Source organism: Polynucleobacter campilacus (genome assembly GCF_002206625.1).
Lineage (GTDB): Bacteria > Pseudomonadota > Gammaproteobacteria > Burkholderiales > Burkholderiaceae > Polynucleobacter > Polynucleobacter campilacus.
In genome coordinates this window covers 52,646-74,011 of record NZ_NGUP01000001.1, presented here as the reverse complement: position 1 = coordinate 74,011, position 21,366 = coordinate 52,646, and the positions used below count along the sequence as shown (strand labels likewise).

The following is a 21,366-nucleotide window of genomic DNA, read 5'->3' as shown; positions in this document are numbered from 1 at the left end:
CTGTCTTAGGAGAGTTGTTATGGATAAATTCATGCTAAGAGTAGATGAAATTAGCACCTTCGTAGGAAAGGCTGCCGCTTGGCTTGTCGTTCTACTAATGCTGATGGTATTTACAGACGTCGTGAGGCGTTACGCATTTAATTCCCCGTCCGCATGGATTGGTGAGCTGTCTGTCATGGCATATGGCACTTTATTTATGATGTGCGGCGCATATACCTTGGCACAAAATGGCCACGTTCGCGGCGACTTCCTTTATGGGTCAATGAAACCCCGTACACAAGCTACCTTAGACTTAATTCTGTACGTCACCTTTTTCCTTCCAGGAATCGCTGCCTTGGTTTATGCAGGCTATACCTACGCCGCAGAATCATGGCGCATTGGTGAGCACACAACTCAGATTGCGAACGGCCCACCACTCTATCCTTTCAAGACCATTATTCCGGTTGCAGGAGCGTTTGTACTCCTGCAAGGCGTTGTTGAGATCATGCGTTGTGTTATCTGCCTCAAAACAGGCGAATGGCCAGCACGCTTGAAAGATGCTGAAGAAATTGATGTGATTGAACAGCAATTGGCTGCATCTACTCACGTTGATGATGAGTCACGTCAACAAGCAATCAAAAATGCCAAATCTATCGATGAAGCAGCACATCATCGTATTGGCCAAACTAAAGAGATAAATCATGAGTGATCCAATTCTTGGCCTAGTCATGCTGGGCTTGATTATTTTTGTAATCATGCTGGGCTTCCCAACTGCTTTTACCCTAATGGGTTTAGGCATGATGTTTGGTTTTGTAGCCTTTTACGACCCATCTCAAAGCTGGACTGCAAACAAAGTATTTACTCTCATGGTGCAAAGAACTTTTGGGGGTATGACAAACGATGTCCTGCTATCCATTCCGCTCTTTGTATTAATGGGCTATGTGATGGAACGAGGGGCACTGGTAGATAAGATGTTCTACAGTATCCAGTTAGCATTCCGTCGTGTACCTGCTTCGTTAGCTGTAGCAACTCTAATTGTTTGTACCTTCTGGGGTATTGCAAGCGGTCTAGTTGGCGCTGTTGTTGTGCTGATGGGTGTGATTGCCATGAAGCCGATGCTAAATGCTGGATACGATACTCGCCTCGCTGCTGGCGTCATTACCGCTGGTGGTACTTTGGGTATCTTGATCCCGCCTTCAGTCATGATCATTGTGTATGCCGCTGTTGCAGGCCAATCTGTGGTTAAGCTCTACGCTGCTGCAATGGTGCCAGGCTTCTTCCTTGCTTTCTTGTACTTGGTCTACATCATCGGCTGGGCTTTAATTAACCCGAAGGTTGCGCCTAAGCTTCCTGCCGAGCAACTGATCGTGCCAGTTCCGGCGCCGATTCGCTTTTTGGGTGAGCACTACTCCAGAAATATGTTGCTTGCCACATTCAAGGCCCTGTTTTCTCCTGCTAAATTACTCAATGCACCAACTGATGCAAGAGTCTCTTTCAAAGGTATTTTCAAAAATGTACTGGCAGCATTAACGCCATTATTTTTGATTGCGCTGACCATGTGGGGTGTATGGTGGTACGTCATCATTCATCAACAAAATGAAAGAGATGCGCAAATTGTTCCTGTAGCGACCCAAGTTGCTTCAGCCACTACTAGCGCTGCCGCTGAGCCAGTAGAGGAAGAGCTCGTAGCTATTGATGCTACCTCTAGCAAGATTAAATCTAAGGTAGTTGAAGAAGATGCGCCTTTAGTTGCATTAGATGCTGCCGCTGGCGATGCTCCTTCAGCCGATGGCGCTGCTCCAGAAGCTGCAGCGGGCCCACCAGAAAACTTCGAACTGTATTTTGGTTTGACATGCATACTCTTTGGCCTACTGTTGATTTATTACTATCTCAAGTTTGATGAGGAGCAGTTTGAAATTCTCAAACTATTGATTGAGTCGGTTATGCCACTGGGCGTTCTTACACTTTTAGTGCTGGCTGTAATCTTGCTCGGCATTACTACTGCTACTGAGTCTGCTGCAGTGGGTGCATTGGGCGCTTTCATCCTCGCACTTCAAGCTGGTACTTTAGACTTTGAGCGCACCAAACAGGCAGTCTTCTTGACAGCGAAAACAACATCGATGGTGTGCTGGTTGTTCGTCGGTTCAGCGCTCTTCTCGGCTGTGTTTACTATTTTGGGCGGTCAATCGATCATCGAAAAATGGGTACTCATGCTGGACCTCACTCCAATTCAGTTCATGCTGCTCTCGCAAGCGATCATCTTCTTCTTAGGATGGCCTTTAGAGTGGACTGAAATTATTGTGATTTTCGTTCCGATCTTCTTGCCTTTGTTAGCTCACTTCAACATCGATCCACTTCTGTGGGGCACCTTGGTGTTCGTGAACTTGCAAGCAGCGTTCTTATCACCGCCAGTGGCGATGTCAGCGTTCTATCTCAAAGGTGTCTCGCCACCAGGCGTTACGCTTAACCAGATTTTTGCAGGCATGATGCCTTATATGTTCATCGTGATTGCCTGCATGGCCTTCATGTATATCTGGCCAGGCATGACATTGTGGCTACCGAAGTTCCTCTACGGAGGTTGATGGCTGGTAGTTTTGCTAAAAGAAAAAGCGCTCTTCACGGAGCGCTTTTTTTATGCCTGCCTCTGAAACGAACTAAGCGGTCTGCTTTAGGAGTTCAGTATTGGTCTTACCTAAGGCAATCGTAAAAAGACCTTGCCAGTAGTTAAATGCTGCCAACTCATCCTCGTCTAACTCCATCTCAATAAAAGCAGGATGGCGGATTAAAGAAAGCCAGATACGGCAAAACATCTTATCCTCAAGCGTAGCGGGCCTACTCACAAAAGAGATCTCTTCAAGGTGGGGGATGATTTCGTAGACTTCTGTATCTACCATCTCTTGCTTATCTCGACTTAAGCGCATCATTTCGAGCATTACCCTGCCCAGTTGATCGTAATGTCCACTCCAGCATAAGGGCGTTCCTGCGATCTCTTTTGTAGACTCTAAATACTTGCGAGAAAAATCACTCCAGGCGTGGGCTAAATCAAACTCTGTCTTCACCTTAGCGTTTTGCAAGGCAGTAGGCAGGTTGGTGGATTTTATCAACTCCAGAGCTCGATCGCCCCCAAAGGTGTAATCGATAATCATCAAAGGTTTTGCTGTTTTATCGATCTGTAACCGATACTCTTCCATAATCCATTCTTTCCTAATAGGGTTTATTGATGCCAATGCCTAAAGTGTAATCAATTAGGGGTTTAGCTAAGGAAAACAGCCTCTAAGCCCTAAATAAGGGTTTGCCTGAAAACCTGGCCATTTCGGCTAAAATTGGGGTTTTATAACTTAACAGCCCTAGTTAGGGCTCTTTAGATTAAAGACCATGACCTACGTTGTTACCGAATCCTGCATCCGCTGCAAATATACCGACTGTGTTGATGTTTGCCCAGTTGATTGCTTTCGTGAAGGCCCCAATTTTTTAGTCATTGATCCGGATGAATGTATTGACTGTGCCGTCTGTGTTCCTGAGTGCCCTGTAAATGCTATTTATGCTGAAGATGATGTTCCCGGTGATCAACAGGCTTTTATTAAACTCAATGCTGATCTTTCCCCGACCTGGGACTCTATTACCAAGTCCAAATCTGGCCTTCCGGATGCGGATGAGTGGAAAGATGTTAAAAATAAACTCGATCAGTTAATCAAGTAATACCTTAATTCCCTTTTCGAGAATTCGTGCTGCATTCACCCACACAAACCGACGCTATCATTATTGGCGCCGGACCTGTGGGCCTTTTTCAAGTCTTCGAACTTGGTCTTCTAGAAATCAAAGCGCATGTTATTGATGCTCTTCCAGAAGCTGGTGGACAATGCATCGAACTGTATCCAGATAAACCCATCTACGATATTCCAGCCATTCCCGTCTGCACTGGACGCGAGCTTACTGAAAATCTACTAAAACAAATCAAACCCTTTGGTGCTCAATTTCATTTGGGGCAAGAAGTGACTCAGCTTGAGAAACAAGCTGATGGCCGTTTTTTAATTAGCACCTCAAAAGACCAACACTTCTTGAGCAAGACGGTCTTTATTGCTGGTGGCGTAGGGGCCTTTCAGCCTCGCACCCTTAATCTAGATGGCATTGAGGCTTATGTGGGTAAGCAGATTTTTTATAGCGTTAAAAATCCAGAACAATTTACCGGCAAAAAGATCGTTATTTGTGGTGGTGGTGATACCGCTTTAGATTGGGCCTTGCATTTCGTGGGTAAGGCTGCCAGCATCACTCTCATTCACCGTCGTGATGACTTTAAAGCGGCTCCTGCATCTATTACCAAAATGCGTGAGCTTTGTAAAAACAAGCAAATACAATTATTGATTGGGCAGATTACTCACTATGAAGTTGAGCATGATCAGATCTCAAAAATTATTGTCACTGACATTGAGAGCAAAGATCATCAGATATTAGTAGACGATCTCCTGATCTTTTTTGGTCTTTCACCTAAGCTTGGGCCAATTGCCGATTGGGGTTTAGATATCGAGCGTAAGCAAGTCAGTGTCGATACCGAAAAATTTCAGACCAGTATTCCTGGAATATATGCCGTGGGGGATATCAATATTTACCCGGGAAAGAAAAAGCTGATCTTGTCAGGATTTCATGAGGCAGCCCTGGCAGCCTTTGCTGCAGCGGCCTATCTCAACCCAGAAAAACATATCCAGCTCCAGTACACCACCACCTCAACTAAGCTTCACCAGGTTCTTGGAGTAAGTTCGCCCACATTCGAGTAAGCTATCCCTAATAACTCATTTTTGCCAATATTTATATGCGCCAATATCACGATCTCATGAAAGAAGTCCTTGCCAAGGGCGTCCAAAAGTCCGACAGGACCGGTACTGGCACTATCTCGGTATTTGGGCACCAGATGCGATTTAACCTGGCCGATGGCTTTCCGATGGTTACGACAAAGAAGCTTCACCTCAAATCCATCATCTATGAATTACTCTGGTTTCTCAAAGGCAGTACCAATAACAATTGGCTTAAAGAGCGTGGTGTATCAATTTGGAATGAATGGGCAGCCCCCGATGGCGAACTTGGCCCTATCTATGGCTATCAGTGGCGCTCATGGCCTGCGCCCAATGGCAAACATATTGATCAGATCTCTGAAGTCGTAGAGACCATCAAGAAAAATCCAGACTCACGTCGCATTATTGTTTCTGCATGGAACGTAGCCGATATTCCCAGCATGGCTTTAGCACCTTGCCATGCCTTTTTCCAGTTTTATGTTGCTGACGGCAAGTTATCTTGCCAACTCTACCAACGTAGTGCCGATATTTTCTTAGGTGTGCCGTTTAACATTGCTAGCTATGCCCTGCTTACACACATGATGGCGCAGCAATGCAATTTAGAGGTAGGTGACTTTATTTGGACTGGTGGTGATTGCCATCTCTATAGCAATCATTTGGAGCAAGTAGATCTCCAGCTATCAAGGGACTTCTTCCCGCTACCAAAACTTAATATTTTGCGTAAACCAGAATCTATTTTTGATTACGAGTTCGAGGATTTTGAAATCCTGGGTTACGAGTCACATCCACACATTAAAGCTCCAGTAGCTATCTAAGAATCAGAAAGCGTTTGATGACCCAACCTGCTATTTCCATGATCGTAGCGCGCTCGCGTGATCATGTTATTGGTCGTGATAACCAGATGCCTTGGAAGATCTCGGCTGATTTGCAATTCTTTAAGCGTGTGACTATGGGCCACCCAGTCATTATGGGGCGTAAGACTTGGGAATCCATAGGCCGCCCACTGCCCGGCCGTCGCAATATTGTGGTGAGTCGCAATGCGCAGTTCAAATTAGAGGGTGCAGAACTTGCAGGCTCACTAGATGAAGCCTTAAATCGTCTAAGCGAAGCCCCACGGGTCTTTGTGATTGGTGGCGAACAACTTTTCAAGCAAGCTTTTGCTAAAGCAGATCGTCTTTACATTACTGAAATAGACATTGATGTCGGTGATGGCGACACCTTCTTTGAAGTTCCTGATGCAGATTCCTGGAAAGAGGTAGAGCGTACCCCAGGAGCTGAAGGCGATATCACCTTCAACTTTGTGACCCTTGAGCGCAAATAAGAATGTATTTAAGTAATGCTTAAAGAAAAAAGAGCTCCGTAGAGCTCTTTTTTAATCTTGCAAATATTTTACTGAATGACGATCTTTGATTCTTTAGCGATCTGAGATAGAAACTCAAATTGCTTTCTTTGCGCTAAGCCATTGCGAATCGCAACCTTCGCTTGATCTAATGTAGGCGGTTTGCTACTTCTCTTATCTTCTAACTTCACTAAATACCAGCCTTGCTGCAACTGAATTGGAGCCTGGGATACTTGACCCTTAGTGAGGTTGACCAAAACTGCTGAAATTTGTGGGGGAACTTGTCCTGTCTGAACCCAGCCAACAGCACCGCCCTGAACTTTATTAGGTGCAAGAGAAACGCTTTTTGCCACCTTATCAAATGGCTCACCTTTTTTGATGCGGTTCAACGCTGCTTGCGCATCTGCCTCAGTAGCAAGCGCTATATCACTCATCTTATATTCGACTAACATCCCTTGAGGGCCAAGAGAGGCAATCTCTTTGTTGTACTCAGCCTGAATATCGGCATCGCTAATCGGATTTTGCGCCATAAAAGTAGATAACTGAAGATCTGCTAAATAATTTTGACGGATCAACATCAATTGAGTATTTGCCTTGTCAGAATTTGCTAAACCATTACTTTCTGCGCGCTGTGAAAGCAGCAATACTTCAATAAATTTCTGCACAACGGCTTGACGTAACTCAGGACCATCTTTCTGCCCTTGTGAGATCGCCATCTTGATGCCCTGCTCTACCATATCGTTGGTAATGATGGCACCATTCACAGAAGCTGCTGCATTAATGGGTAAACCGCTTTGCTGAGCGTTTGCAGCGCCCATCAATACTACCGATAAAAAACTAACGGCCAGAAAAACATTTAACTTTGACTTAAATAGGAATGTGAATAGATTCATGAGGCTTGATCTTTCTAAAAATGAGCCTTAATGGTAACAGTAGCCTAAAGCTAGAAGCGATAAACTGGGGTACTGGGCGTATAAGGATCAGCCGATTGGGTTTCAATAGCCTCTGCCTCTTGCTCACCGTTTTGCTGACTGAAGTATTTTGATTCCCCGGGTGACTTTTTTGTCAGACCCTGTTTTGGAGGTGGAGTGGCAACTGGGCCAAATGGCCCTTCGCTTAGTGCAACCGGCTGATTATTAAATTCTCTTAATTGCTCTGGTGTATAGACAGCAGAAGTCTGAGATCCTTTTGGCGGTGGTCCTTGCTGCGCTGTTGAGCACCCTACCAATACAAGACAGAGAGTGAGCTTTAGTGGGATATTCATTGGACCATTGTATGCGAGCCTTCAGCTGATTTCTGATAATTTAACTACAATAATTCCATGCAAATTTATCGCCGCCTCATATTGTGTACTCTCATTCAGCCTTTGGCTGTATGGGCGGTCGATTTATAACCTAACGATATTGTTGCCCCATTGCCTGATAAAAATCATGCAATGATTAGTTATATCAATACTAACAACACTACTTACTATAAAAATGGTTCTGTAGTGAGCTCTAGACCTTATGCCAGCCCTGATGTTAGTACACAAACGGCAATCCTTCGTTTAGTAACCTCCTATAACGTCAAAGGTTTACCGGCAGTCTCTTTTATTCAGATGCCCTATGGAAGTATTAAGCCTGCAGGATCTTTAGCCATGTATCCAACAGCAACTGGGGCTGGAGACTTAACGCTAGCGAGTGCCATTTGGCCTTATTCGGATAGAGTCAATAGACGCTATTTTGGTGTTGCAGGCTACTTATCCGTGCCCACTGGAAGTTATAACAGTCAACAGCCCTTTAATACAGGTGAAAACCGTTATAAATCGGATATTCAGATGGGTTATCAACAGCCTATTATTGGCAATCTCGATGGGATGGTTGCGGTTGATACCATGTGGTTTGGTGGCAATAGCCAATGTGCTGCCGCATGCGGTATGACAACTAATACTTCTTTAAATCAGAAACCTTTAACATCAACTCAGCTAGGTCCGATCTATAAAATCGATCAAACCTACACTGTTGGCGCCTCATATTTTTATGTTGCCGGGGGTGCAACAACGTTTGGTAATACGTATCAAAATAACGTTATCAATACTCAACGGTATTTACTGAGCGCCTTGGCCTATTATCCGTTTGGCAGAATCAGCCTGTAATATGGGCGTGATATGGAAATCAAAAATGGTTTTGTAGAAACCCGTCGCTTTATTCTTCGCTATACGACTGAGTTTTAAAGGTCAAATCACCTCTTTTGCAAATAGGTTCTTAGCCAAGGTAAGCGGCACAACAGTAATAGCAAAATAACTGATCCATAAATAGAGACTGTCTGTAAGTCGTTCTTCCCCGCCTTGTGCCACCAATAGTGGAGCACTGCTGTACAGGCAAGCACATAAATGAGTTTATGGAGCAGGGTCCAGCGCCGACCTAAAGCACGTACAGCCCACCTGTTGGATGTCAGAGCCAAAGGAATTAATAGCACAAATGTGGCAAAGCCCATCGTGATAAAAGGACGCTTCACTACGTCAGCCCACATCGCCTGAAGATCTAAATCTTGATCAAGCCAAAACCAAATTGAAAAATGGATACAAGCGTAGAAGAAACAAAATAGACCAAACATTCGGCGCCAGCCAATCCAGGCACTCCAGCCAGTCAGAAGACGCATTGGTGTCATTGTTAGTGTGATACACAAAAATACTAGCGCCCAAGTGCCAGTAGAGCGAGTGGCAAATTCAATGGGATTAGCCCCTAAATCATCCTGAAAGCCAAGCCATACCAAGCGCCCCAATGGTAATAGCGAAATGAAAAATAGGAGGCTCTTGAGATACTTCATCAGTGCATATTAAACGACCCACCGTTTAAAGGATGGGTCGTTTAGCAGGAACTTACACTAAGACTCTAAGCTAAGCTCAAACCCTCTTTGCTGAGGGGGAAGCTGCGTACTGGCCTACCAATAGCAGCAGAAATGGCATTAGCAACTGCAGGACCAACCACGCAAATGGTCGGCTCACCTACACCACCCCAAAAGTCATAAGTCGGCACTAAAACAGTCTCAATTCTGGGAGTAGATGCCAATTTGAGAAGTGGGTAAGTATCGAGGTTTTGCTGCTTAATCCGACCCTTCTCCACTGTAATCTCAGGATCAAATATAGCCCCTAACGCCATTGCTACAGAGCCCTCAATCTGTTCACGCGTTAAATACGGATTAACCACATGACCGCAATCTAATGCGAAAACTAAGCGGCTAATGTTAACGACATTATTTTTTACCGATACCTCAGCTACGCAAGCAGAATAACTAGCGTAGCCCATAAACTGGGCAACACCCCGATAGGTACCTGCAGGCAGTGGCTTATCCCAATTTGCTTTCTTAGCAGCAGCATTCAACACTGCCAAATGCTTTGGATGGCTTTGCATCAAAGCTTGTCTAAATTGCACTGGATCTTTACCGGCTGCCTTAGCACACTCATCCATAAAGCATTCCATGAAGATGCCGTTTTGGTTTGTATTAACACCGCGCCATGGGCCAACAGGAACATGCGTGTTCTTCATCACATATTCTGTTAGCAGAGTTGGGAAGGTGTAACCCAATTGCGCATCAGGACCCTTCTCATAAAGCCCCTGCAATTGACGCTCATCCTTACCATTCTTAATGTTTTGTGGTGCGAGAGTAGCATTAATAGACTGGCCTGCTACTTTGATATGCATACCAGTTAAATTACCAACACTATCCAAACCAGCACTCATCTTCGCCATTGCAATCGGATGGTAGTAGTCCTGTGTTAAATCCTCCTCACGACTCCAAACCACTTTGACTGGTATGCCCGGATATTGCTGCGCTACTTTTGCAGCAAAAGTAGTGAAGTCTTGCGTGGACCCACGACGACCCAAACCACAACCTGAGTCTAATTTATACACTTCACAGTTAGCAAGTGCTATCCCAGTAGCCTCTGACAAGGCCGCAAGCGAGCCTTCACCATTCTGCGTTGGAACCCAGGCTTCTGCGCGATTGCCAGTAATTTTGACAGTAGCATTCATAGGCTCCATCGTGACGTGAGCTCTAAATGGAGTGTAATAAATTGCCTCTATTTTTTTATTGGCAGTATTAATGGCTTCCGGTGCATCGCCCACTTTGCGCTGCCAAAAATCACCTTGCTCATCCAAGCCATCACGTAGCATTTTCTCAATACCAGCTTGTGAAGTATTTGCGTTTTTACCCTCATCCCAAACAATGGGTAAAGCATTAAGCGCAGTATTGGCATGCCACCAGGTATCTGCAACAACAGCAAGCGTCTTGTCATTAATTTTGACAACGCCCTTAACGCCACGCATACCTTTGATTTTGGCCTCATCGTAACTAACTAACTTACCACCAAATACAGGGCAGGCTTTTACTGAAGCGCACAGCATATTCGGCAGCTGCAAATCAATGCCATATACCTTGCTACCATTAACCTTATTGGCAGTGTCAAGACGAGCATAGGGCTGTCCAGCAACTTTCCATTCTCTAGGGTCTCGTAAAGTGATCGACTTAGGGTCTGGAGGAGTTAAGGTAGATGCTAATTGCGCAACCTTCCCGTAAGTAGTTTTGCGACCAGTCGGGGTATGGGTGATGACGCCCTTCTCTACTTTAAGCTCACTGACGGGCACACTCCATTGCTGCGCTGCTGCCTCTAGCAGCATAATGCGTGCTGCCGCTGCACCACGCCGCACATAGTCCTCAGAAATTCGGATACCACGACTCCCGCCAGTACCATGCTCACCCCATACCCGCTTACGAGCCAAGCTTTGGCCAGGCGTTGCAGATTGGGTTTTAACTTTTTTCCAATTGCATTCCAACTCTTCAGTCACGAGTTGGGCTAAGCCAGTACGAGTACCCTGCCCCATTTCTGAGCGAGCAATTCTGATGTAGACAGTTTCATCCGGTGTAATGCTGACCCAAGCATTCACTTCAGCATCACCAAACTTCGTTGGTGTGTTCGGATCATATTGAACGCCTGCTGCATAAGCTAAATCTGGTACGGTACCAATTCCTAGCATCAAGCCGCCGCCAAGGAGCGTACCCTTAATAATGAAATCACGGCGCGCAATATTCTCTAATGTCATATTTTGATTATTTGTTGTCATGCCGTTCTCCTTAACCACGTGTCGCAGGAGTGGCGTCATACTGCGCTAAGACGTCTGCCAATTTCTTCTGACCAGAAGCAACATGAATACCATCGCGAATCTTTTGATAAGTACCGCAACGACACACATTAGCCATCGCACTATCAATATCAGCATCGCTAGGTTTCGGAATTCTTTTTAATAAAGCAGCGGCAGCCATTACTTGGCCAGATTGGCAATAGCCACACTGTGGAACATCTAGTGCAATCCAAGCTTTTTGAACGGGGTGTGAATTGTCTTTTGAAAGTGCCTCAATGGTGGTGATTTTGGCAGAGCCAACCGCAGAAACCGGTATTGAGCAGGAACGGACTAACTCCCCATTGAGATATACGCTGCAAGCGCCACACTGGGCTACACCACAGCCATACTTGGTACCAGTAAGACCAAGGCTCTCACGTATCGCCCATAACAAGGGCATATTAGGTTCGACATCAATATTACGAATTTGACCATTTACATTTAGCTGCATACTGCCTCCTCTTTTTTATTATCAAATCACTATAAATGATTATTTGCTTACTGCAACAGCACAAGCATTTCACCCAATGAAAAAACCAGCGAATTTGACCGTAATTTGCTATCCTGAAGCCTCAATTAAGGATAAATATGACCGACAACGACCAAAACCAAAATGACGAAGATTTTGACTATGGCTGCGAATGCGCAATGACTTTGCTCAACGAGCCTACGGAAGATTGTCTGAACGACTTAATTGATGAGCTTGATGAAGATGGCATGATCTCCACTGAAGTAGTTTACGGCCTACTTGCAACAATCTTAATGAGCATGAATGAAGAAGAGCACGAGGGTGACGAGCATTAATTTCTAGCTAGGCCTGGAGTGCAAATACATCCATCGCCCTAGCCATATCAATATCTAATTCAGTTAGTCCTTTGCTTGAATGGGTGCTGAGGTGCACAGCTACCTTATTCCAAGAATTTGACCAATCGGGGTGATGATCAATCTCCTCGGCATGCTGCGCACACAGGGTCATAAACCGAAAAGCTTGCTTGAAATCTTTAAAAATAAATTCACGATAGATGATTTTTCGAGATGGGTCTAGTGTCCACAATGGGATGCTGTTCTGAAAATCAAAATCATCTGGTAGTAATGCATTCTTCATATGCTGGGCCTCGTTTCAGAGCTCACACTTTGCGAAAGTTGCTTTAAGTCTTCTGGATACAACCAACGCCATTGGCCTTCTTTTAAATCAGCAGGCATGACATAGGCACCGATTTCTACACGGTGCAGTTTGGCAACATGATTCCCCACTGCAGCCATCATGCGCTTGACTTGGTGATAACGCCCCTCAACAATTGTCATTGCCAGTCTATTTTCTGAAAGCTGCTGACATGCAGCAGCAAAACACGGTTTTGGATCATCATCTAAAACTACGCCATTTAAGAGATGATCTATTTGAACCTGCGTAATAGGTTCTGGTGTCGTAATCTCATAAACTTTGCCAATATTCTTTTTAGGCGTCGTCATTTTATGAATAAACTGACCATCATCTGAAATTAATAAAAGTCCAGTAGTGTCAAAGTCTAAGCGCCCTACACATTGCAAACCACGCTCTACAAAAGGAGGAGGCAGCAAACTATAGACACTGGGATGGTGAGTAGTTTTATGCGAGCACTCGTAATTGGCTGGCTTATGAAATGCGATGTAAGCCTTTTCGTGATACTCCCAATTCTGCCCTTCCACATTCAAAACCAGGCCTTCGGTTGCGATACGCTCATCGGGGTCTTGTACCAAAGTGCCATTGACTTTCACCAAGTCAGCAAACACTAGATCACTACAGTAGCGACGCGTTCCAAAGCCTTGGCTAAAGAGGATTTTTTCTAGGGAGATGGGTTTTGCCATATGCTGCACAGAATACTATAGAGAGGCCCTATTTTGAGCATCAAGACTATCTGAATCTCAATTGATTATGATTAAGTATTCTCACTGATGAACTCAATCTGCCATGCTTCCTGAACCAACAGCCCGTACCCCATTACACACCCGCGAAGTGACTTTTAGCGGGTATGCGAGAGAAGATGGCCTCTGGGATATTGAAGGTCATCTCAAAGACACTAAGTCACACCCGTTTGTAACGGGCTCAAAGACTTGGGCCCCGGGCGAACCTATTCACGATATGTGGATACGAGTGACTCTCGATGATCAACTCACTATTCAGGATATTGAAGTAGCGATGGATAGCCATCCTCACCCAGAATGTCCTTTAGTGATCCCGCCAATGGATGCCTTAATTGGAGCGCGAATTGGGAAAGGTTGGCGCAAAATCATCGAGACCCACTTAGGTGGCATTAAAGGCTGCACTCATCTGCGTGAGCTACTCAATAATATTGCTACCGCAGCTTACCAATCTATCCCCGGTGCGCTATTTGATCCTGATGAAAACAAGCCTCCTTTATATCTTGGAGGCTGCAAGTCTTGGGATTTTGACGGCCCTGTAGTGATGCGCGTGTATCCCCAGTTTTACCAATGGAAAAAATAAGCTCTCTTGAGCTTCTTAGAGCTCCCCCCGATACACAGAAGTACCAGCAAATGATTGCGCTATTGGCATAATCTCAACGGCATTGATATTCATATGCGCAGGTAAAGTTGCAGACCAAAAAATGGCCTCGGCAATATCATCAGCACTAAGAGCTTGCACACCTTCATATACCTTCTCCGCCTTGGCATCATCACCTTTGAATCGCACGTTGGAGTATTCGGTACCTGAACTTAAGCCTGGCTCTACACAAGTGACGCGCAGACGGGTACCCGTCAAGTCGGCACGCAGGTTAAGACTAAATTGCTTCACAAATGCTTTACTAGCTCCGTATACATTGCTACCGGGATAAGGGTAAAGGCCTGCAACAGAGCCCACATTAATCACGTGACCGCATTGACGCTCAACCATGCCCGGTAAAAAGGCGCGAGTCATATGGACCAATCCTTTGATATTGGTATCAATCATTTGATCCCAATCAGTAATACTCGTTTGATGCGCTGGCTCCAAACCCAATGCGAGTCCAGCGTTATTCACAAGAATAGTTAGCTTGGAAAACTCTACGGGCAAGCTTGCCGCTAGGGAGTCAACCTTAGCGCTATCGCAGATATCCAATGCCAGTGTAAAAAGTTTCTTTTGCTGATCTGCGGGTAGTGACGCTTTAAGTGCATCCAAACGCTCCATCCTTCTGCCGACGGCTATGACCTTATAGCCATGAGCTAAAAAGCGTCTTGCAGTTGCTTCACCAAATCCAGCAGTAGCGCCAGTAACTAAAACAGTATGTTCCATATTTCCATTCACTCCATTTATTTAAGCTAAGTCTATTAAGTTCTTTTCATCAAGCTTAGCAGCCCCTGACTTTACCAAAGCCTGGGGCAACCATTTGACGAAGTCTTCTAAATCCATGTTCAATTGCTTAGCGGCACTATTCATTGCAGGTGTATTAGCAATCCAGTGATTGACTAAGCTGATATCTTGGGTGCGCCACTCTATGAGCTTATATTTCAATAAAACTTTGGCGCCATGACGAGCATTCCGATCTGGATCAGAGGCTAAATAATCTAGTCTTGACCGTGCTGTAGCAATTGAACGAGCAATGCCTGTAAAGGGTTTGCCATGTCCTGGGATGACTAGGCTAACTGGTAGACTTTCAATCAAATCCAAGGTCTGGGCAACTTCTTCAAAGCCAGGCTCCCCCCACATCTCTGGAAAAATAACACCAAAACCCTCTTCCCAAAGCGCATCCGCAGAAATCAGAATGCGATGCTCTGCCTGGTAGAGGATGATTGAGCGGGGATCATGCCCTGGAGCCGATAAAATCTGCCAAACATAGCGACCAAGTAATATTTCTTGTCCAGGAACCAGTAAGCCGTGATGTGTAAATCGTGGGCACTCTTGCCCTAGGTTTTGATAACTCAATACATCCTCATTCCAATCGGCGACTGCCAGATCTTCAGCAGCAGGAATCAGGATTTCACAATCAAATGCCTCAGTTAAAGCAGCATTACCTCCACAATGATCAGAGTGAAGGTGCGTATTAATGATTTTATTTAGGCTAGGTAATGCATGTTTCTTCAGCGCATTGCACACTAAATCAACCGTCATACTTCCATGTGCGCAATAACCACTATCCACTAGAGAAACATCACTATCACTAAAGTGAAAAATATTATTCGCAGAAAGCCAGCCTCTTTCAAAGACTTCAATTCCTGGAGGCAATAAACCGGTGGGCACTTTAATTTTTAGGAGCAGACTTTTTGATGGTGATTAATAGAACTTCTTGAGATCCATGCCGGCATACATGCTGGCAACCTGCTCAGCATAGCCATTAAACATTTGGGTTTTAATCTTCGGTGCAAATACTCCTTTAGGATCGCCAATACGACGCTCCATCGCCTGGCTCCAGCGCGGATGATCTACCTGAGGATTTACATTGGAATAAAAGCCGTATTCACGGGCATCAAACTGACTCCAGCTCGTTTTTGGCATTTCTTCTGTGAAACGAATCTTCACAATTGACTTCGCACTCTTAAAGCCATACTTCCAAGGCGTCACAATGCGTACTGGGGCACCATTTTGCTTGGGCAAGACTTCGCCATACAAACCAAAGGTCAAAAGAGTCAGTGGATTCATGGCCTCGTCCATGCGCAAGCCTTCACGATAAGGCCAATCAATAATTTTGCTCTTCAAGCCTGGCATTTGCACTTTATCTGCCAGAGAAATAAATTCGACATACTTCGCAGAACCGAGTGGATCGACTTGATTGATCAATTTGGATAAAGAGTAACCATCCCAGGGAATCACCATTGACCAACCCTCGACACAACGCATGCGATAGATACGCTCTTCCATCGGCGCAAGCTTTAATAAAGCATCAATATCTAAGGTCACAGGCTTTTTGACTAAGCCTTCAATCGAGATAGTCCATGGGCGAGTTTGTAAGGTATGTGCATACTCAGCTGGATCTGCTTTATCCGTTCCAAACTCATAGAAGTTGTTATAGGTCGTTACATACTTATAAGGCGTGAGACCGTCTTTGGATGCATAAGCCTGATTCAACACTGCACTGAGTTTTTCTGGATTAGCCGCTAAAGCCTCTCTTGAAAACCAAGGAGCCAAGGCCATACCAAAACTGCCGGCAGCGGCAGCCTTAATTAAATTACGGCGATTCTCAAAAATGGCTTGAGGGGTGATGTCGCCTGGAAGAATTGTCTTATCAATAAATCGCATGGGATAGCCCAATGAAGGTAATTTACTTATTTTGCTACTGATCAGAATTTATTGCTTATCGATCTTCATAAACCCCCAAAGAAAAAGGCAAACCCGAAAGTTTGCCTTTTAAATCGAGCTCCAGAAGCTCTTAGCAGCTCTGATTGATTAAGCTCTAGCCGCCTTTAAGGCAGCATTGAAAGTAGCGCTAGGACGCATTACTGCCTTGCATTTCTCTGTGTCCATCACAAAGTAACCACCAATATCGGCTGGCTTACCCTGAACCGCCTTGAACTCATCCACAATCTTCTGCTCATTTGCCTGCAGTGTTTTAGCTAAGGGCGTGAAATAAGCTTGTAATTCTTTATCTTCAGTTTGAGTGGCTAAAGCATCTGCCCAATACATTGCTAAGTAAAACTGGCTTCCACGGTTATCCAACTCACCGGTACGTGGAGAAGGCGACTTATTATTCAGTAGCAATTTTCCAGTAGCCTCATCTAAAGTGCGAGCCAAGATCTTCACCTTGGGATTACCTGTCTTATCGCTCATATCTTCTAGGGATACTGCTAGAGCTAAGAACTCACCTAAGGAATCCCAGCGTAAGTGATTCTCTTCAACTAACTGCTGAACGTGCTTTGGAGCAGAGCCTCCAGCACCCGTTTCAAAGAGACCGCCGCCTGCCATCAAGGGAACAATCGACAACATCTTCGCACTAGTTCCTAATTCCATAATAGGGAACAAGTCGGTGAGGTAATCGCGCAAGATATTGCCAGTGACAGAGATGGTGTCCTTGCCACGAATCACACGCTCAAGTGTGTAACGCATTGCACGAGTCTGAGACATGATCTGAATATCTACACCTTTAAGGTCATGTTCTTTGAGGTAAGTATTCACCTTCTTAATCAACTCTGCTTCATGTGGACGGTACTCATCCAACCAGAATACTGCTGGAGTATTGGAGAGTCGAGCTCGATTAACAGCCAACTTCACCCAGTCACGAATCGGTGCGTCTTTCAGTTGACACATACGCCAGATATCGCCCTCTTCTACATGTTGCTCGAGTAATACAATGCCATCATCAGCAACAATACGAGCTATGCCAGCTTCAGGGATTTCAAAAGTCTTGTCATGTGAGCCATACTCTTCAGCCTGTTGAGCCATCAAACCCACGTTAGGCACGGTACCCATAGTGGTTGGATCAAAGTTACCATGCGTCTTACAGAAGTTAATCATTTCTTGATAGATACGTGCAAAGGTACTTTCTGGAATCACTGCCTTGGTGTCATGCAAACGACCGTCAGCACCCCACATCTTGCCACCCGCACGAATCATCGCAGGCATCGAAGCGTCTACGATCACATCGCTTGGAGAATGAAGGTTTGTAATACCTTTAGCCGAATCCACCATGGCCAATGCTGGGCGGTGTTCATGACAAGCGTGTACATCTTGAATAATTTCTTCACGCTTAGACTCAGGCAAGGTCTTGATCTTTTCATACAAGCTGCTCATGCCGTTATTGACATTAACACCTAACTCTTCAAACAACTTGGCATGTTTTGCAAAAGCATCTTTGTAGAAAATCTTGACAGCGTGACCAAATACAATCGGATGAGAGATCTTCATCATGGTGGCCTTTACGTGCAAGGACCACATCATGCCGGTCTTATAAGCATCTTCGATTTCTTTTTCATAGAATTCGCATAATGCTTTTTTACTCATAAACATACTGTCGATGATTTCGCCAGCGATTAAAGAGACTTTTGGTTTTAGGAGTATGGTTTTGCCACTCTTGGTTACCAAGTCCATTTTTACATCGCATGCCTTAGTCATCGTCATAGACTTTTCGCCAGCGTAGAAATCGCCACCGTGCATATGAGATACGTGAGTGCGGGAAGCTTGGCTCCATTCACCCATGGAGTGAGGATGCTTACGAGCAAACTGCTTCACTGCATTAGGTGCACGGCGATCAGAATTGCCTTCACGCAAGACTGGGTTTACTGCACTACCCAAGCATTTGGAATAGCGAGCACGAGTTACTTTTTCTTCCTCGCTCTTAGGATCGTCTGGAAAATTGGGGATTTTGTAACCCTTTAATTGCAATTCTTTAATAGCTGCAAGTAATTGAGGTACCGAAGCGCTGATATTAGGCAGCTTAATAATGTTGGTATCTGGCAATAAAGTCATCTTGCCAAGTGCTGCCAAGTTATCAGGTACTTTTTGCTCAGCTGTCAGGCAATCAGAGAATTCCGCTAGGATACGGGCAGCAACAGAAATATCACTCTTCACAACCTCAACGCCGGCAGGTGCTGTAAAGGTGCGAATAATTGGCAGAAATGCGCAAGTTGCCAAGAGTGGCGCCTCATCTGTCAGGGTGTAAATAATCTTTGATTTCTCGGCAGCCATGAATGTTTCCTCAATATTTAAAAATGACAAGGCCAGGTTTTTACCCAGCCAGTCTCACATCCTCATTTTGCAAGCCGCTTTTAGCGCACCCATTGCCAATGAGGGGAGTCCTCTATTTTAAAGCATCAGGCTTAGCAAAATTGTGAGATTTAAAGCCAAAAGCTCTCAAGATGCCCAATTTCAGGGAAACCAATAAATCAGCTAGGCCTCCCAGATTCCCCGTAAACTGCATCCCATGACCAACAAGCACCCCTTGCTCAACAAAAACCTGGTGCTCCTCATTATTTGCCAGGGTCTATTCCTGACTAATAACGTCACCTTTATTGCCATTAATGGCTTGGTTGGCTTTAGCCTTGCCCCTGTCGCTTGGATGGCTACTTTGCCAGTGATGGGTTATGTCGTAGGCGGCGCCTTCTCCACCTCGATTGTTGCTAAATCCCAAAATTACTTTGGCCGGAAGATTTCTTTTCAGTTAGGCCTATTGGTAGCGGTGCTGTCGGCACTCTTATGCGCCTATGCAGCGATCACTCAAAATTTCTGGCTGCTGGTCACGGGGACTTTTATTGCTGGCTACTATAGCGCCAATGGGCAACTCTACCGTTTTGCTGCCGCTGAACTGACGGATGCTAGCCAGCGAGATAAGGCTGTATCCTGGGTTTTAGCTGGAGGCATTTTGGGCGCAGTCGTCGGGCCCAACCTAGCTTCTTGGACGCGCGATCTATTTGATACTGCTTTTTTAGGCGCCTACCTCACGCTCTCAATAGCGGGCCTATTGGGAATTTTTGTCATGCAGCGGATTCACTTTCCAGAAGAATTTAAGACTCAACATGCACTGTCAGATGGCAGACCCCTGAAGGCCATCCTGCAGCAACCTGTCTTTATGGTTGCGATCATTGGAGCTGCCTTGGGTTATGGCGTCATGAATTTGCTCATGGCAGCAACGCCTCTAGCGATGCAAATCTGCGGGCTACCTTTCTCAGAGACAGCCTTGGTATTGGAATGGCATGTGATTGGCATGTTCGCACCAGGATTTTTTACTGGATCTCTGATTCAACGTTTTGGCACCCTTAAGATTATGGGTGTTGGTGTGATCCTCAATTTTATTTGCATCTTGATTGCATTAACTGGTACAGACCTTCACCAATTTCTAATTGCACTCTTTTTACTGGGAGTTGGTTGGAACTTTTTATTTACTGGCTCCACCTCTTTAGCAATGACTGCCTACCAGCCTAATGAACGAGACAAAGCTCAAGCAGCAATTAACTTCTTTGTCTTCGGAACCATGGCCTTCACCTCATTTGGATCCGGGGCTCTCATTACCTCACAGGGCTGGAATTTCCTCAACCTGGGATCGCTCTTCCCTGTCGTGGTGACTGGCGCAGCTTTGTTATGGCTAGCCTTTCAGAATAGAAAACAGAAAAAAGCGTTGTCAGCTTAAGAAGTTTTTGCGAGCGGTAAATTAAATAAAAGATTTTGGGGTTTGAGTTTGAGTTGCTTTTGCTCATTCATGGCAATCGCCATATAGACTGGCTTACCAGCCTGCGCTTTGGCTAGAGCTGCCTCATCAATAAAATCAAGACGAAACAGGCAGATCACTTTCTCTAACTCATCGGCTTCAACAGGCTCTTTGTTGTAAAGCTTATTCAGAATCTCGGTCGCTACAGCATCTAAACCAACATGCCATGACCACTTTGGATCACTGATTTGCTGCATGGGGGTAATACGTACCTTGACCCCCAGAAAATGTTCAATCCATTTTTCCAGTACACGGCAAAAGTGATTGATAGGCTCATGTCCAAAGTTCAGCTGTACTGCAAAATCAAAATCCTCGTTTCGAGCCCAGTACTCAGTAGCGTTTTCTTCATGCAAGACATCTAAATCGGCCGACCTCATAGTCATGGATTTACCTTTGAGTAAATCCATAATGTTTCCAGTATCACCAGCTTGGGCGTTACGGGACACTATTTCCTCATCTGCGCCCATCACAATCGCATCTTCGAGCACAGTAATCATTTGAGTTCTGAAGAACAATTCACCCATGCGCACTTCCAGTGGCTGAGCTTGATCCCCCAATATATGTCTTACAAAGATCTGGGCCAATTGGGCAACAAATAGAGGCGGCACATCAACACCCTCACCCTTAAATAAGCTCATATAAAAACTCTCTAGGGAGCTTGCAGCTAATAGGCGTGTTCGATAGCGTAACCAGACCCGGTAGTTTTCTTGGATATCCTCATCGGCCATAGTAGCGATCTCATGATCGGTAATATCGGCACGAGGGTTTTGCATCAAACGCTGATGGAGGGATTGCTCGATGGCGCAAGATTCTGGAACTAAGCTCAGCTCAGGCCTATGTAAGTAGGTACGTAAAAAGTCATCGGTCACCAAAAGCTGATGATCTGGGCTAACTGAGAGGGTGTTGTATGCGGAATTGGGCCAATAATTTGTCATGTAATGGTGCCAAATGAGGCTCTCCATCAGAATTAATAAAGCTCAGAATATACTAGCCAG

At 45.1% G+C, this 21,366-nt stretch carries 23 protein-coding genes; 10 read left to right on the top strand and 13 right to left on the bottom strand.

Annotated features, from left to right (window positions below; translation table 11 throughout):
* Nucleotides 1-19 precede the first annotated feature (19 nt).
* Complete coding sequence (locus CBI31_RS00380; protein WP_088524458.1) at nt 20-688, top strand: TRAP transporter small permease subunit; 669 nt, start codon at nt 20-22, stop codon at nt 686-688.
* Nucleotides 681-2,561 (top strand): TRAP transporter large permease, encoded by a 1,881-nt coding sequence (locus tag CBI31_RS00375; protein WP_088524457.1) that lies wholly within the window; start codon nt 681-683, stop codon nt 2,559-2,561. The genes CBI31_RS00380 and CBI31_RS00375 overlap by 8 nt, the downstream gene beginning before the upstream one ends.
* A 72-nt stretch (nt 2,562-2,633) precedes the next feature.
* Here the strand turns inward: CBI31_RS00375 and CBI31_RS00370 are convergent, their stop codons facing one another.
* The gene (locus CBI31_RS00370; RefSeq protein WP_088524456.1) at nt 2,634-3,170 is read right to left on the bottom strand and encodes a hypothetical protein; all 537 of its coding nucleotides are present in this window, start codon (nt 3,168-3,170) and stop codon (nt 2,634-2,636) included.
* A 184-nt stretch (nt 3,171-3,354) separates the two neighbouring features.
* Between CBI31_RS00370 and fdxA the strand changes: the two genes are divergently transcribed.
* Genes fdxA through CBI31_RS00350 form a run of 4 tightly spaced genes read left to right on the top strand, consistent with a single transcriptional unit; the run spans nt 3,355 to nt 6,087 of the window.
* Nucleotides 3,355-3,678, top strand: coding sequence for a ferredoxin FdxA (gene fdxA / locus CBI31_RS00365; protein WP_088524455.1), 324 nt, complete (start codon nt 3,355-3,357; stop codon nt 3,676-3,678).
* Between the two features lie 26 nt (nt 3,679-3,704).
* Nucleotides 3,705-4,751 carry an NAD(P)/FAD-dependent oxidoreductase gene (locus CBI31_RS00360; protein WP_088524454.1) on the top strand — a complete coding sequence of 349 codons (1,047 nt, stop codon included), beginning with the start codon at nt 3,705-3,707 and terminating at the stop codon, nt 4,749-4,751.
* A gap of 35 nt (nt 4,752-4,786) precedes the next feature.
* Nucleotides 4,787-5,581, top strand: a complete 795-nt coding sequence (locus CBI31_RS00355) for a thymidylate synthase (protein ID WP_088524453.1) — start codon at nt 4,787-4,789, stop codon at nt 5,579-5,581.
* A gap of 17 nt (nt 5,582-5,598) precedes the next feature.
* Nucleotides 5,599-6,087, top strand: a complete 489-nt coding sequence (locus CBI31_RS00350) for a dihydrofolate reductase (protein WP_088524452.1) — start codon at nt 5,599-5,601, stop codon at nt 6,085-6,087.
* A gap of 68 nt (nt 6,088-6,155) precedes the next feature.
* On the opposite strand, the gene CBI31_RS00345 is transcribed toward CBI31_RS00350, so the two are convergent.
* Both CBI31_RS00345 and CBI31_RS00340 read right to left on the bottom strand, forming a co-directional pair.
* Nucleotides 6,156-6,998: a peptidylprolyl isomerase gene (locus CBI31_RS00345; RefSeq protein WP_088524451.1), complete on the bottom strand. Its 843-nt coding sequence runs from the start codon at nt 6,996-6,998 to the stop codon at nt 6,156-6,158.
* Nucleotides 6,999-7,048: 50 nt separating this feature from the next.
* Entirely contained in the window at nt 7,049-7,369 is a 321-nt protein-coding gene (locus CBI31_RS00340; RefSeq protein WP_088524450.1) for a hypothetical protein, read from the bottom strand.
* Nucleotides 7,370-7,540: 171 nt separating this feature from the next.
* Here CBI31_RS00340 and CBI31_RS00335 point away from each other — a divergent pair, with 171 nt between their 5' ends.
* Entirely contained in the window at nt 7,541-8,239 is a 699-nt protein-coding gene (locus tag CBI31_RS00335) for a transporter (RefSeq protein WP_133062475.1), read from the top strand.
* Nucleotides 8,240-8,325: 86 nt separating this feature from the next.
* On the opposite strand, the gene CBI31_RS00330 is transcribed toward CBI31_RS00335, so the two are convergent.
* The 3 genes from CBI31_RS00330 to CBI31_RS00320 form a co-directional block, all read right to left on the bottom strand.
* A complete protein-coding gene (locus CBI31_RS00330; RefSeq protein WP_088524448.1) occupies nt 8,326-8,913 on the bottom strand; it encodes a protein-methionine-sulfoxide reductase heme-binding subunit MsrQ in 588 nt (195 codons plus the stop codon).
* A 65-nt stretch (nt 8,914-8,978) separates the two neighbouring features.
* On the bottom strand, nt 8,979-11,207 hold the full coding sequence (locus CBI31_RS00325) for a xanthine dehydrogenase family protein molybdopterin-binding subunit (protein WP_206075421.1): 2,229 nt from the start codon (nt 11,205-11,207) through the stop codon (nt 8,979-8,981).
* Nucleotides 11,208-11,217: 10 nt separating this feature from the next.
* On the bottom strand, nt 11,218-11,715 hold the full coding sequence (locus CBI31_RS00320) for a (2Fe-2S)-binding protein (RefSeq protein ID WP_088524447.1): 498 nt from the start codon (nt 11,713-11,715) through the stop codon (nt 11,218-11,220).
* A 137-nt stretch (nt 11,716-11,852) separates the two neighbouring features.
* Between CBI31_RS00320 and CBI31_RS00315 the strand changes: the two genes are divergently transcribed.
* A complete protein-coding gene (locus CBI31_RS00315; protein ID WP_088524446.1) occupies nt 11,853-12,068 on the top strand; it encodes a hypothetical protein in 216 nt (71 codons plus the stop codon).
* A gap of 7 nt (nt 12,069-12,075) precedes the next feature.
* Here CBI31_RS00315 and CBI31_RS00310 read toward each other — a convergent pair whose 3' ends face one another.
* Both CBI31_RS00310 and CBI31_RS00305 read right to left on the bottom strand, forming a co-directional pair.
* Entirely contained in the window at nt 12,076-12,369 is a 294-nt protein-coding gene (locus CBI31_RS00310) for a 4a-hydroxytetrahydrobiopterin dehydratase (RefSeq protein WP_088524445.1), read from the bottom strand.
* The gene (locus CBI31_RS00305) at nt 12,366-13,109 is read right to left on the bottom strand and encodes a pseudouridine synthase (protein ID WP_088524444.1); all 744 of its coding nucleotides are present in this window, start codon (nt 13,107-13,109) and stop codon (nt 12,366-12,368) included. The genes CBI31_RS00310 and CBI31_RS00305 overlap by 4 nt, the downstream gene beginning before the upstream one ends.
* 103 nt (nt 13,110-13,212) lie before the next feature.
* On the opposite strand from CBI31_RS00305, the gene CBI31_RS00300 reads away from it, so the two are divergent.
* On the top strand, nt 13,213-13,746 hold the full coding sequence (locus tag CBI31_RS00300) for a DUF2889 domain-containing protein (protein ID WP_088524443.1): 534 nt from the start codon (nt 13,213-13,215) through the stop codon (nt 13,744-13,746).
* 15 nt (nt 13,747-13,761) lie between these two features.
* Here CBI31_RS00300 and CBI31_RS00295 read toward each other — a convergent pair whose 3' ends face one another.
* From CBI31_RS00295 to CBI31_RS00280, 4 genes are all read right to left on the bottom strand, one after another.
* Nucleotides 13,762-14,532: an SDR family NAD(P)-dependent oxidoreductase gene (locus tag CBI31_RS00295; protein WP_088524442.1), complete on the bottom strand. Its 771-nt coding sequence runs from the start codon at nt 14,530-14,532 to the stop codon at nt 13,762-13,764.
* A 21-nt stretch (nt 14,533-14,553) separates the two neighbouring features.
* Entirely contained in the window at nt 14,554-15,477 is a 924-nt protein-coding gene (locus CBI31_RS00290) for an MBL fold metallo-hydrolase (RefSeq protein WP_240553609.1), read from the bottom strand.
* A gap of 33 nt (nt 15,478-15,510) precedes the next feature.
* Nucleotides 15,511-16,473 carry a protein-methionine-sulfoxide reductase catalytic subunit MsrP gene (gene msrP, locus CBI31_RS00285; RefSeq protein WP_088524441.1) on the bottom strand — a complete coding sequence of 321 codons (963 nt, stop codon included), beginning with the start codon at nt 16,471-16,473 and terminating at the stop codon, nt 15,511-15,513.
* Between the two features lie 147 nt (nt 16,474-16,620).
* On the bottom strand, nt 16,621-18,855 hold the full coding sequence (locus CBI31_RS00280) for an NADP-dependent isocitrate dehydrogenase (protein WP_088524440.1): 2,235 nt from the start codon (nt 18,853-18,855) through the stop codon (nt 16,621-16,623).
* 235 nt (nt 18,856-19,090) lie between these two features.
* On the opposite strand from CBI31_RS00280, the gene CBI31_RS00275 reads away from it, so the two are divergent.
* Nucleotides 19,091-20,293, top strand: coding sequence for an MFS transporter (locus CBI31_RS00275; RefSeq protein WP_088524439.1), 1,203 nt, complete (start codon nt 19,091-19,093; stop codon nt 20,291-20,293).
* Here CBI31_RS00275 and CBI31_RS00270 read toward each other — a convergent pair.
* Nucleotides 20,290-21,306, bottom strand: a complete 1,017-nt coding sequence (locus CBI31_RS00270; protein WP_088524438.1) for a DUF6352 family protein — start codon at nt 21,304-21,306, stop codon at nt 20,290-20,292. The two genes, CBI31_RS00275 and CBI31_RS00270, sit on opposite strands and share 4 nt — an antisense overlap.
* Nucleotides 21,307-21,366: the final 60 nt, after the last annotated feature.